Origin of the sequence: Collinsella aerofaciens, assembly GCF_039758815.1 — a bacterium.
Taxonomy (GTDB): domain Bacteria; phylum Actinomycetota; class Coriobacteriia; order Coriobacteriales; family Coriobacteriaceae; genus Collinsella; species Collinsella aerofaciens_BP.
This window is the reverse complement of the sequence record NZ_JBDMSK010000007.1, coordinates 1-12,381: the sequence shown is the minus strand read 5'-3', so window position 1 is coordinate 12,381 and position 12,381 is coordinate 1. Positions and strand designations below refer to the sequence as shown.

Below are 12,381 nucleotides of genomic sequence, written 5' to 3'. Positions count from 1 at the left end.
ATGAGCACCAGGGACTTTTTTAAGAACTCCGTCTTGGAGGCGTTTGGCCAGGTCGACCCTGCCAAGATTGGTCTGTCGCTGCTCGTGGCGCTCGCCATGGGCATCCTGATCTATTGCGTGTACAAGCGCTTTTTTACCGGCGTGGTGTACTCGCGCAGCTTTGCCGTGACGCTCGTGGGCATGTGCGTGCTCACGTGCATGGTGACGCTCGCGATTTCGACGAACGTGGTCATCTCGCTCGGTATGGTCGGTGCTCTGTCCATCGTTCGTTATCGTACGGCGGTCAAGGACCCGCTCGACCTGCTGTATCTGTTTTGGGCCATTACCACGGGCATTACGGCGGGCGCCGGCATGTATGCGCTCGTGGGGCTCACGGCGGTGGTCATCGTGGCGATGATCGCCGGCTTCGCGAGCCACCAGGACAAGGCGCGCGTGTACATGATGGTCATTCACTACACGGGCCAGACCACCGGTGACGATATCGTGCGCGCCTTTGGGCGCACCAAGTTCACCGTCAAGTCCAAGACTATGCGCGGCGACAAAGTCGAGATGGCCGTCGAGGTGTTCTCTGACGGTGTGGATATGCCCTATGCCGACGCTATCCGCGCGCTCGACGGCGTGGAGGACCTCACGCTCATCCAGTACAACGGCGAGTATCACGGCTAACTTTGTTCCGGCGTTCTGACGAACGCCGGACCGCTCGACGCTGCGCACGCATCTGCCGGGCGATCTGCCGCTCAAACCGTCGCTCGCGTACATGAAGTACGCGTCGCTACTCTTTCGCGGCACCTCGCCACGGCAGCTGCGCGCTCGCTGACGTTTGCTTGACCTGGGCTGTTGAAATGATCCATGTGGCTCGTCCCATTTGCTAAATTTGCCGGTATGGGTTGGGTATCATTGTGTAAGCGATTTCAATGACAGGGGTGCTCGTGGTAAAGATGAAAGATGTGGCCGAGCTGGCCGGCGTTTCGAGCGCCGCCGTCTCGCGCTACCTCAACGGTGGATATATCTCGGCGGATAAGGCCGAGCGCATTAAGCAAGCGATTGAGCTGACCGGATACGTGCGGTCCAGCCAGGCTCGCGCGCTGCGCACCGGCTCTACCAAGCTCATCGGCGTCATCGTGCCCAAGATCAACTCGGAATCCGTGAGCCGCATTACCGCCGGCATCGGCCAGGTGCTCGGTCGTCGTGGCTACCAGATGTTGCTTGCCAATACCGACAATGCCCCCGATCGCGAGCTCGAATACCTTGATTTATTCCAAAACCACCCGGTCGATGGCATTGTACTGGTAGCAACCATGATTACCGACGAGCACCGTCGGGCGATTGAATCGTGCCGTGTGCCCATCGTGCTGATCGGTCAGAATGTTGAGGGCGCGGCGTGCGTCTATCACGACGATTACGAGGCCGCCTTTGAGCTGGGCCATGCGCTTGCGGGTCGCGTGGACGGCAAGATTGCCTATATTGGAGTTACCGAAGAGGACCGCGCGGCCGGTTATGACCGCCGTCGCGGTTTTGAGGCCGGCTTGCGCGCCGCGGGCAACCCGCTCGATGCCGCCTTGATTCGCCTGGGCTCGTTTACGCTCGACTCGGGCTATGGTGCGGCGCGTGAACTGCTTTCCGTCGACCCCGATGTTTCGTTTATCGCTTGCGCGACCGACACCATGGCGGCGGGCGCGCTGCGTGCCATAGATGAGGTTCGCGGCATGGGCGAGGGTATACACCGCGTGAGCGGTTTTGGCGACAACGCGTTTTTGCGCGCGCTGACGGGCGGCATTCCCACCGTGCATTATGGCTACCTGACCAGTGGCGTCGAGGCGACCAATATGTTGCTCAACACGCTCGATGGCGTGGAGGGGGAGCGCGGTCTCAAGACGCTCAAGCTCGGCCATCAGCTTATGAATGTTTAGACTCTGGGCACGTCTGCCTGCCTCTGAGCCGCCTGTTTTTGCCGTAAAACTACCATTCGCCGGCATATTCCTACCGTTCATCCTACTATGAAAACGATTACAGACATATGAAACTGAAAACGATTACAGTGTGAGTGTCAAAGGTGGCCGGGTGCACATGCACCCGTTGGAGGAAAGGGAAGTCATGGACTACCGCAGATCAGCCCAAGAGGTGCTCGACAACATCGGTGGCGCCGGCAACGTCGTCTCTGCCGCGCATTGCGCCACGCGTCTGCGCCTGGTGATTGCCGATAACGCGAAGGTTGACAAGGAGGCCCTCGAGAATATCGACGGCGCTAAGGGCGTCTTTGAAGCCCAGGGCCAGCTCCAGATTATTTTTGGCACTGGCACCGTCAATAAGGTCTACGAGGAGTTCATCGCGCTCAGTGGCGTCGAGGCCGCCACCAAGGCCGAGGTCAAGGAGGCCGCGGCGCAGCAGCAGAACATCTTTATGCGCGCCATTAAGGTGCTCGGCGACGTCTTTGTCCCCATCATCCCTGCCATCGTGGCCTCGGGTCTGCTGCTGGGCATTATGAGTGCCCTCAACTTTATGGCCTCCAACGGCTTTATCGCGCTCGACACCAATAACTTTATCTACAAGATTGCCGACCTGGTCTCGGGCACGTCCTTTGGCATTCTGCAGATCCTGATCGGTTACTCCGCCGCTAAGGCCTTTGGCGCCAACCCGTATCTGGGCGCCGTTGTCGGTGGTGCGTTCATCAACTCCTCGCTACAGAGTGCCTACACGGTTGCCTCCGAGGGCGTGCAGACCATGGTCAACGTCATCCCCGGTGTGTACAGCTTTGAGTGGGTCGGTTATCAAGGCCACGTTATCCCCATCGTCATCGCCTGCGCTATTCTGGCCTTCCTCGAGAAGCGTCTGCACAAGATCGTTCCCGAGATGTTCGACCTCTTTGTGACCCCGCTCGTCTCGGTGTACGTGACCGTGTTCGTGACCCTCGTTGCCGTCGGCCCCATCTTCGTGTGGGCCGAGAACGCCATTCTCGGTCTGATTCAGGCCCTGCTCACCCTGCCCTTTGGCATCGGTTCCTTTATCGTCGGCCTGTTCTATGCCCCCACGGTCGTTACCGGTATCCACCAGATGTACACCGCCATCGATCTGGGCCAGCTCGCTCAGTACGGCGTGACCTATTGGCTGCCCATCGCCAGCGCTGCCAACATCGCCCAGGGTGGTGCCGCGCTCGCCGTTGCCTTTAAGACCCGCGATGCCAGGATCAAGGGTCTGGCGCTTCCTTCGGCCCTGTCCGCCTTCATGGGCATTACCGAGCCTGCCATCTTTGGTGTGAACCTGCGCTTCTTTAAGCCCTTCATCGCCGGCTGCATCGGCGGCGGTTGCGGTGCCCTGGTCTGCGCGCTCACTTCGCTGGCTGCCTCCGGCACGGGTGTTACGGGTATCTTCGGTATCCTGCTGTGCCTGGCCCAGCCCGTGCAGTACGCGATCATGTTTGCGGTTGCCGCGCTGGTCTCCTTTGCCGTCTCGTTTGTCCTGTACAAGGACGAGCCTAAGGCTTCCGAGCAGGCCTGAGAGTTTTTGATTGAAGGGTGCCCGCGGGTTGTATGCTCGCGGGCGTTTCCCGTATCTGGTGTCGATCTCTGGCGCCTTGTTACTTTCGATCCGTTAGGACTTTGATATGTCTAATGCACTTGGCCGCGACCTTGCAAAACTGGTTGCCGCTGTTGACGCTGCCGCCTCTGAGTGCGGTCATGGCGCGTATGGCCAGCGCTTCCATATTATGCCGCCGGTGGGCTGGCTCAACGACCCCAACGGTCTTTGCCAGGCAGGCGGCGTGTTCCATGCGTATTTTCAGTATGCGCCGTTTGATGTCGAGGGCGGCGTTAAGGCCTGGGGCCATGCGACGAGTCGCGATCTTATGACGTGGGATTACGTTGGCGCCCCACTGCTGCCCGACGAGCCGTTCGATTGCCATGGTGTGTATTCGGGCTCCGCGCTTGCCGAAGACGGTCGCATTCGCGTGCTCTATACGGGCAACGTTAAGCTTTCCGATCCTGACGGTACGTACGACTACGTCAATACCGGCCGCCGCGCCGATACCGTCTATGTGGAGAGCGTTGATGGCCTTGCCGGTCGGGAGTTCAGCCAAAAGCGCGTGGTGCTGGCGTCCGAGGATTATCCCGAGGATTTGACCTGCCACGTGCGCGATCCCAAGGTGTGGCGTGACGCGGACGGGCGTTATCACATGGTGCTGGGCGCCCGTCGTCGCGTGGATGGTCCGCATGTCGATAGTCGATTTTGTGCTATGCACGGCGAGGGCGCCGGTCGCGATGTGGGCGAGATCTTGGTGTATGGCTCGGCCGATATGCTGAGCTGGGAGCTCGAGAGCCGTGTGTCTACGCCCGAGCGTTTTGGCTTTATGTGGGAATGCCCTGGCTATATTGAGCTCGATGCGAATGGCGATACCGCTGCATTTTTGTCGTTCTCGCCCCAGGGCCTCGAGGGCGGCCGTTGGGACCGCGGCAACGTATACGTCGCTGGCTACATGCCTGTAACGGGCGACATTACGGGTGGCAAGGACGCTTATGAGCTGGGCGAGTTCCGCCTGTGGGACGCCGGTTTTGACTTCTATGCGCCGCAGGAGTTCACGGCCGAGGATGGTCGTCATATTCTAATCGGCTGGATGGGCATGCCCGATGAGCCGACCTATGGCAACGCACCGACCGTGGTGTGCGGCTGGCAGCACTGCATGACGGTGCCGCGCGAGCTTACAGCTGGTGCTGGCGGCGTGGTGCTGCAGCAGCCGGCGCGCGAGATTGAGTATCATTATGCCTCGGTGCGTGTAGGGGGGGGCTCGTTGGAGGTTGCCGGCGAAACCTGCTTTGACGTTGTTGTCGACGGTGTCGACGGCGCATTTACCGCGACCGTTGATGGCGAGCTGAAGCTGGCGTTTGTGCCCGCCAACGGCGAGCTACCCGCGCGCTTTGAGATGCGATTTGCCGATGAGGATCGCGCTTCTGCCGGCTGCGGTCGTACCGTGCGCTGGGAGCCCGTCGACGAGGTTCGTAACGTGCGCATTGTCGGCGATGTTTCGTCGGTCGAGGTGTTTGTGAATGATGGCGCGCTCGTGTTTTCGACGCGCATCTATCCCGAGGCCTATGGCGTGACCGTTGACGCCCCGGGTGCGAGCGTGACCTATCACGCGCTCAACATCTAGGCGATTGGTCGCCTATCGGCGCTATACTGCAGCCGTTGCCCACGATGCGGGGAACACCCGCATCGTGGGTTTTTGCTTATGAAGGGACGGTGCCGCGTGGATGTACAGCAGCTAGAAGAGGCCTGGGCTTTGAGGTCCAGTGCGCGCGAGGCGCGACTGGTTGCTGCCTCTCATGTGCCGGCGGCGCTGTCGCAGCTGGGGATTGTGCGACCGGGTGACCGCTTGGTTGCGTTTGCCGACGACTTTGAGGATGCTTTCTCGAGTGGCTTTGAGGGCTGCGATGTTGTGATGGTGGGGGAGCCGTCTGTCGAGGCGTTTGGCGTTGCGTCCGAGGGCTATGACGCTTCGTTTGATGCTGAGGGCCCGCGCCTGTGGTGGTTCGTCAACTCCATCGGCGGCTTTGGCCTGCGCGTACCCGACCTTCGCGCGCTGGGACGCGTGGCTCGTGAGGCTCACGCGCTGCTCGTGGTAGATAACACTGTGGCTGGCATCTTTGGTTGCGATCCGTTGCGCTTGGGTACCGTGTTATCGCTCGAGGCCCTCGATCGCGTGGGCGCCGGCGAGGCTCCGCGCAAGCTCGTGGCAGCGTCGATCGCGCGCTCACAGCTTAAGCGCCATCGCGTGGATGCTGCGGCTGAGTGTGCGCATGCACTGCTCGAGGGGTGCGGTTTGGCCGCGCTCGATTTATCCGCTGATGAGGCCGGGGTGCTGGAACGCGGACTGTCCTCGCTCGATGCCCGCATGCAGGCGCACTTCGATCGCGCCCGCGCGCTGGCTGAATATTTGGCCGCGAACGAGATGGTGTGCAACGTGCGCTATCCCGGGCTGACCTCGCATCCCGATCACGCCGTCGCGACGGGCATCCTCGAGCACGGTTTTGGTCCAGCTGTGGAGTTCGACCTGATGGGACGTACCGCGGGCGAATTCTTCAGCATGCTTCCGGATGAGTTCCGCACATCGCCCGCCGGCGGCGCAACAACACGTCTCTCGGCCCCGCGAGGCAAGCAGGGGAGTACCATCCGCCTCTTCGCCGGCACCGACGACCCCCTTCAGGTGGCGACCGCTCTCGACAACGCCCTCCGAAAATAGCTCATCGGGGCCTGTGCCACGAAAACGGCCTATCTACTACGTTTAACCCCTAGGGGTCGACCATACCGGCTATTTTTAAAAACAAGCAAGCCGTCTACCAGCGGTTTTATTATCACGATTTTCGGTATGGTCGAGGGTATTCAGCTAAACGTAGTAGATGGGCCCATTTTGTGGCGCGCACCTTAATTCGAGTGTGCGGTGCACCTGCAGCTAGTCCCAAAAAGACTACTTTGCGTTGATGCTGGAGATCAAGTCGTTGGCCTTCACGGCGATGACTTCGTTGATTTCGGCCTGCAGCGTTTCATAGACCTCGATGGCGCGCTCGCCGGCCGGCGTGAGCGTGGACCCTCGGGCGCCGTCGCGCTCGATGAGCTTGCAGCCCAACTGCCCCTCGGCCTCATTCACGATGCGCCACGCCTTGGAATACGCCATGCCCATGCTCTTGGCCGCGCGGTTGAGCGAGTGCTCGCGGGCTATGCCCTGCAGCAACAAAACGCAACCGTGACCGAACACGCCCGGCAGGTCTTTGTCGCACGCTTGAATGACCAATTTTGCCGTCGTCTTGTACTCCATGCGCTCCACGTCTCCCCGCTAAAGTGTTTGCTGGGCAAACGCAAAGCCTGCGTCAAACCCTCGTGTGCTCTTCTTAAATCATGCATTGTAGCAGTCAAAGTGCGATAAGATACTTCCCCAGTATTGGGCGCCCAAGGTTGGGCTGGGTCCTACGAGGCCTGCAGCCGACCGGTCGCATGGAAAAAGGAGAAACATGGCTACGTTCTTTCCCGGTGAGTCCCACACGTTTTCGGAGTATCTGCTGGTCCCTGGTTACTCGTCCTCGCAGTGCATCCCCAACAACGTCTCTCTTAAGACGCCGCTGACCCGCTTTAAGCGCGGTGAGAAGCCGGCAATCACCCTGAACATCCCCATGGTTTCCGCCATCATGCAGTCCGTCTCGGGCGTCGACATGGGTGTCGCGCTCGCTACCGAGGGTGGCCTGTCCTTCATTTACGGTTCCCAGAGCGCCGAGTCCGAGGCCGCTATGGTCAAGGCCGTCAAGGATCACAAGGCCGGCTTCGTTCAGTCCGATTCCACGCTGACCCCCGACATGACCATGGAGCAGGTCATTGAGCTCAAGGAGAAGACCGGTCACTCCACCATGCCGGTTACCGACGACGGCACTCCCAAGGGTAAGCTGCTGGGCATCGTCACCAGCCGTGACTATCGCCCCAGCCGCGATGATCACCATACGAAGGTCTCCGAGTTCATGACCCCGCGTGAGCAGCTCATCGTGGGCGACAAGAACATCAGCCTCAAGGTTGCCAACGACGTCATCTGGGACAACAAGCTCAACGCTCTGCCTATCGTCGACGACAACGATCACCTCATGGGCATCGTCTTCCGCAAGGACTACGACAGCCACAAGACCAACCCCAACGAGCTGCTCGATGGCGACAAGCGCTACATGGTCGGCGCCGGTATCAACACCCGCGACTATGCCGAGCGCGTGCCGCTGCTCATCGAGGCCGGCGCCGATGTCCTGTGCATCGACTCGTCCGAGGGCTTCAGCGAGTGGCAGAAGCGCACCATCGAGTGGATTCGCGCCAACTACGGCGAGGACGTCAAGGTCGGTGCCGGCAACGTCGTCGACGCCGAGGGCTTCCGCTTCCTGGCCGACTGCGGTGCCGACTTCATCAAGGTCGGTATCGGCGGCGGTTCCATCTGCATTACCCGTGAGACCAAGGGTATCGGCCGTGGCCAGGCCACCGCGCTGATCGACGTCTGCCGCGCTCGCGACGAGTACTACGAGGAGACCGGTGTCTACGTGCCCGTGTGCTCCGACGGCGGCATCGTCTACGACTACCACATGACGCTCGCCCTTGCCATGGGTGCCGACTTTATGATGCTGGGCCGCTACTTCGCCCGCTTCGACGAGAGCCCGACCGAGCGCGTCAACGTCAACGGCCAGTACATGAAGGAGTACTGGGGCGAGGGTTCTGCGCGTGCCCGCAACTGGCAGCGCTACGACCTGGGTGGTGCCGCGAAGCTCAGCTTCGTCGAGGGCGTCGACTCCTACGTTCCCTATGCCGGCTCCCTCAAGGACGGCGTGGGCGGCACGCTCTACAAGGTCAAGTCCACGATGTGCAACTGCGGTGCTCTCTCGATCCCCGAGCTCCAGGAAAAGGCACGCCTAACGCTGGTCAGCTCTACCTCCATCGTCGAAGGCGGCGCCCACGACGTAGTCGTGAAGGACTCCCAGCAAAGCGTCAGCTACCGCTAAGCGGCTTTCCCAAGCACCGTACCTTGCCGTTCAAACCGTCGCTCGCGTACCAAAGTACGCGTCGCTCCTCTTTCACGGCAATCTGCGGCACTTGGAAAACCCGACCATGCTTGGGCGGGTAACAATTAGCGGTTGATTCACAACCACGTTATTTAGATAAAGCGAGATGCCTGCAAGTCGCAGGCATCTCGCTTGTCGTATTTGCTATTATCAGTCGAGTCAACCTTAGGGTCGGGCGGCTTAGCTTTGTTCGCTACAAGTTCCGCACGCAAAGAAGAGCACTAAATGTGCTCTTCGTCTTGCGCAGGACTGTCCGCAGTAGCGAATAAAGCTAAGCCGACCGACCCCAGCTAAGATTAAAGGAGCTGATATGTGCGATTGCACAGACCATAAGGACGAGATCCCTGCCTACGACGCGCAGGCCATTGAGTCCAAGTGGATGAAGGCCTGGGAGGACTCCAACCTCTTTGCCGTCGACACCGACGACAGCAAGCCTAAAAAGTATGTGCTCGAGATGTTCCCGTATCCGTCGGGCGACCTGCACATGGGCCACGCGCGCAACTATACCATCGGCGATGCCATGGCCCGTCAGGCCCGCATGCGCGGCTACGACGTGCTGCACCCCATCGGCTTTGACGCCTTTGGCCTGCCTGCCGAGAACGCCGCCATCAAACACAATACGCAGGCTGCCGCCTGGACGTATAAGAACATGGACCAGGCGCTCGCCACGATGAAGCGCATGGGCTTCTCCTACGATCTGGATCGCATGGTCAAGACCTGCAGCCCCGACTACTACCGCTGGGGTCAGTGGATCTTTGAGAAGCTGTGGGAAAAGGGCCTGGTCTACCGCAAGAAGAACCCGGTCAACTGGTGTCCTAACTGCAAGACCGTTCTGGCCAACGAGCAGGTCACCGAGGGTAAGTGCTGGCGCTGCGGCACCGAGCCCGAGAAGCGCGACCTGGAGCAGTGGTACTTCAAGATCACCGAGTACTCCCAAGAGCTGCTCGACGACCTGGAGAAGCTCCCCGGCTGGCCCGAGCGCGTCAAGCAGATGCAGGCCAACTGGATCGGTCGCTCCGAGGGCGCCGAGGTCGACTTTACCCTTTGCGACCAGGATGGCGAGCCCATCGAGGGCGACGAGGGCAAGATCACCGTCTTCACCACGCGTGCCGATACCCTTTTTGGCGTCTCCTTCTTTGTCCTGGCTCCCGAGTACGCCCGTCTGCACGAGCTCGTCGAGGGCACGGAGTACGAGGAAGCCGTGACCAAGATCGTCGAGGACTCCAAGCATATCTCTGCCGTCGAGCGTGCCCAGGGCACCATCGAGAAGCACGGCGCTTTTACCGGCCGCTACGTGGTGAACCCCGTGAACGGCGAGAAGGTCCCCGTGTGGGTTGCCGATTATGTCGTTGCCGACTACGGTACCGGTGCCGTCATGGCCGTTCCCTGTGGCGACCAGCGCGACTTTGAGTTTGCCCGTAAGTACGACCTGCCGATCGTGCCGATCATCCTGGACGATGACGATCGCGCTGCCGTCGAGGCCAGCGGTGAGACCATCGATACCTTCCATGCCGATACCGTCGACTGGGATTGCGCTCACGCTGCCGAGGGCACGCTCGTCCAGTCCGGCAAGTACACCGGCATGCGCGGCGGCAAGCACTCCGAGGGCGAGGCTGCGATCGTGGCCGACCTCGAGGCCATGGGCTGCGGTCGTCGCAAGGTCGAGTTCCGTCTGCGCGACTGGCTCATTTCCCGTCAGCGCTATTGGGGCAACCCCATCCCGGCCATCCACTGCGAGCACTGCGGTATCGTGCCCGTGCCCGAGGATCAGCTGCCGGTGACGCTGCCCGAGAACCTGGACCTGGGCGCCGGCGAAACCCTTGCCGAGTGCAAGGACTTCTACGAGACCACCTGCCCGGTCTGCGGTCGCCCGGCCAAGCGCGAGACCGATACCATGGATACCTTTACCTGCTCCAGCTGGTATTACCTGCGCTATACCGACCCGCACAACACCGAGCTGCCCTTCTCCCGCGAGGCGGCAGACCGTTGGATGCCCGTCGATAACTACATCGGCGGCATCGAGCACGCTATTTTGCACCTGCTCTACAGCCGCTTCTTTACCAAGGCACTGCGCGACCTGGGCCTGCTGAGCGTCGACGAGCCCTTCACCAACCTGCTGTGCCAGGGCATGGTCAAGGACGAGAACGGCGACACCATGTCCAAGTCCAAGGGCAATGTGGTGCCCCCGAGCTCGGTCATCGAACCTTACGGCGCCGACACCATGCGTCTGGCGATCTTGTTTATCGCCCCGCCCGAGAAGGACTTCGACTGGGATCCCAAGGCCGTTGAGGGCGCCAACCGCTTCATCAAGCGCGCCTGGCGTATCGTTTGGCAGCTCGTCCAGTCCGGCGACGCCAACGTGGCCTTCGACAAGTCCGCGCTCGACGAGGTTGCGATGAAGCTCTATCGCGAGCGTCACCGCACCATCGCCAAGTGCACCGAGGACTTCGACCGCGGCCAGTTCAACACCGCCATCTCGGCCGTCATGGAGCTCGTCAACGCGGCGAGCGCCTACCTCAACGCCACCGAGGGTACCGCCCGCGACAAGGCGCTGTGCTACGGCGTGGCTAAGGATATCGTGAGCGTCCTTGCCCCCATCTGCCCGTTCTGGGCCGACGAGCTGTGGCACGAGGCCCTCGGCTGCGATGGCAACGCCTACACCGCTGCCTGGCCCGAGTTCGACCTGGCCGAGTCCGTTGAGGACACGGTGCAGATTGTGGTTCAGGTGCTCGGTAAGGTCCGCGGTCGTGTTGACGTTGCCCGCGATGCCTCCAATGAGGACATGCAGGCTGCCGCCGAGAAGGCCGTTGCCAAGTGGCTTGAGGGCAAGACGGTCGTCAAGGCCATCTGCGTGCCCGGCAAGCTGGTCAACCTGGTGGTCAAGTAAGCGCTGCGCGTAAAGCTGACATGCAATAAACGAGGGACGGTCCGGTTGGGTCGTCCCTCGTTTTGTGTTGTATGCCCTGCTTAGTCAATGCGTCGCACCGTCTTCTACGGGATGTGCACCAGGTCCCTAAAGTAAACGTTGCCCGTTGCCTCTTCGAACATCCTAATGTTGAGGTAGATGTCGTTGAGGTCGTTGTTCACATCAAAGTCCGGATCGTCGAAGGTGCCCACAAAGGTGAGCATGGCGCGCGTTTCCTCGCCCGCTGCGACTGGCTGACGCATTCGCACGTCGCGGACCACGCCGTTGACGTAGGCATAGGAGTCCACGTCGCCAAACATCATGTCGACACCGGTATTGTTGGCCACCGTAAAGACCAACACGGCGTCGCCGTAGCCATCCGTGTCCTTACCCACGCAGGTAACATGGACGTTCTCGTCTGCCTCGAGGTCGAGGGGGAGCTGTGCTTGGGGATCAGGACCCAAGCCCTGGGGATCGACGATGTCTTCGTTTATTTTGTCGAAGCTACCCTGTGGCGTCGTTTCCTCGGCAGCTTCGGTGCTTCCGGGATTCGGCTCAGATGGCCCGGTTTTGCCGTCGATTTTGCTGCATCCCATCAGGGCGAACGAGCAGACTGCGATGGCGAGCGCGGTCGTGCAGAGGGTGCCGTGACGTTTCATGGGTGCCTCCTTGCCGTAGAGTTTTGGAAGGTTGTGCGGCCAATGCGCGCGGCCGGCCTTTTGCTGCAGAATGTCCCTAGCTGTAGTCTGGCCGATGTGCACCCAAGAGCGGAATGCCCATAGGGCCCGATTCGCTTGGCGGGTTGGGACGTTTGGCCCGTTTTGGGCCTTTTGGGGGGTGTTCCTATAGTTTTGTCAACTGGGAAATGCTGCCCGCGCGACTGAATCGCGGCATGCTGACGCCAGGCCA

General features: G+C 60.8%; 9 protein-coding genes. 7 read left to right on the top strand and 2 right to left on the bottom strand.

Annotated elements, in window-relative coordinates; all coding sequences use genetic code 11:
• The 5 genes from ABHT90_RS04980 to ABHT90_RS04960 all read left to right on the top strand — a co-directional run bounded on the left by ABHT90_RS04980 (position 1) and on the right by ABHT90_RS04960 (position 6,229).
• A complete protein-coding gene (locus ABHT90_RS04980; RefSeq protein ID WP_346981806.1) occupies positions 1 to 666 on the top strand; it encodes a DUF4956 domain-containing protein in 666 nt (221 codons plus the stop codon).
• Between the two features lie 272 nt (positions 667 to 938).
• The gene (locus tag ABHT90_RS04975; protein ID WP_346981852.1) at positions 939 to 1,910 is read left to right on the top strand and encodes a LacI family DNA-binding transcriptional regulator; all 972 of its coding nucleotides are present in this window, start codon (positions 939 to 941) and stop codon (positions 1,908 to 1,910) included.
• A gap of 184 nt (positions 1,911 to 2,094) precedes the next feature.
• Positions 2,095 to 3,495, top strand: a complete 1,401-nt coding sequence (locus ABHT90_RS04970; RefSeq protein ID WP_346981805.1) for a PTS transporter subunit EIIC — start codon at positions 2,095 to 2,097, stop codon at positions 3,493 to 3,495.
• 106 nt (positions 3,496 to 3,601) lie between these two features.
• Positions 3,602 to 5,140, top strand: coding sequence for a glycoside hydrolase family 32 protein (locus ABHT90_RS04965; RefSeq protein WP_346981804.1), 1,539 nt, complete (start codon positions 3,602 to 3,604; stop codon positions 5,138 to 5,140).
• A gap of 96 nt (positions 5,141 to 5,236) precedes the next feature.
• Positions 5,237 to 6,229, top strand: a complete 993-nt coding sequence (locus ABHT90_RS04960; protein WP_346981803.1) for a PLP-dependent transferase — start codon at positions 5,237 to 5,239, stop codon at positions 6,227 to 6,229.
• A gap of 225 nt (positions 6,230 to 6,454) precedes the next feature.
• Here ABHT90_RS04960 and ABHT90_RS04955 read toward each other — a convergent pair whose 3' ends face one another.
• Complete coding sequence (locus ABHT90_RS04955) at positions 6,455 to 6,802, bottom strand: winged helix-turn-helix domain-containing protein (protein WP_346981802.1); 348 nt, start codon at positions 6,800 to 6,802, stop codon at positions 6,455 to 6,457.
• A gap of 193 nt (positions 6,803 to 6,995) precedes the next feature.
• On the opposite strand from ABHT90_RS04955, the gene ABHT90_RS04950 reads away from it, so the two are divergent.
• Positions 6,996 to 8,507, top strand: coding sequence for an IMP dehydrogenase (locus tag ABHT90_RS04950; protein ID WP_346981801.1), 1,512 nt, complete (start codon positions 6,996 to 6,998; stop codon positions 8,505 to 8,507).
• Between the two features lie 370 nt (positions 8,508 to 8,877).
• Positions 8,878 to 11,454 carry a leucine--tRNA ligase gene (gene leuS / locus ABHT90_RS04945; RefSeq protein WP_346981800.1) on the top strand — a complete coding sequence of 859 codons (2,577 nt, stop codon included), beginning with the start codon at positions 8,878 to 8,880 and terminating at the stop codon, positions 11,452 to 11,454.
• A 104-nt stretch (positions 11,455 to 11,558) separates the two neighbouring features.
• On the opposite strand, the gene ABHT90_RS04940 is transcribed toward leuS, so the two are convergent.
• Complete coding sequence (locus ABHT90_RS04940) at positions 11,559 to 12,131, bottom strand: hypothetical protein (protein WP_346981799.1); 573 nt, start codon at positions 12,129 to 12,131, stop codon at positions 11,559 to 11,561.
• Positions 12,132 to 12,381 lie beyond the last annotated feature (250 nt).

Bases quoted from the DNA above. Each gene is read 5' to 3' on its own strand.
- ABHT90_RS04940 (WP_346981799.1), bottom strand. From the start codon at position 12,131: ATGAAACGTCACGGCACCCTCTGCACGACCGCGCTCGCCATCGCAGTC.
- ABHT90_RS04955 (WP_346981802.1), bottom strand. From the start codon at position 6,802: ATGGAGTACAAGACGACGGCAAAATTGGTCATTCAAGCGTGCGACAAA.
- leuS (WP_346981800.1), top strand. From the start codon at position 8,878: ATGTGCGATTGCACAGACCATAAGGACGAGATCCCTGCCTACGACGCG.
- ABHT90_RS04950 (WP_346981801.1), top strand. From the start codon at position 6,996: ATGGCTACGTTCTTTCCCGGTGAGTCCCACACGTTTTCGGAGTATCTG.
- ABHT90_RS04975 (WP_346981852.1), top strand. From the start codon at position 939: ATGAAAGATGTGGCCGAGCTGGCCGGCGTTTCGAGCGCCGCCGTCTCG.
- ABHT90_RS04980 (WP_346981806.1), top strand. From the start codon at position 1: ATGAGCACCAGGGACTTTTTTAAGAACTCCGTCTTGGAGGCGTTTGGC.
- ABHT90_RS04965 (WP_346981804.1), top strand. From the start codon at position 3,602: ATGTCTAATGCACTTGGCCGCGACCTTGCAAAACTGGTTGCCGCTGTT.
- ABHT90_RS04970 (WP_346981805.1), top strand. From the start codon at position 2,095: ATGGACTACCGCAGATCAGCCCAAGAGGTGCTCGACAACATCGGTGGC.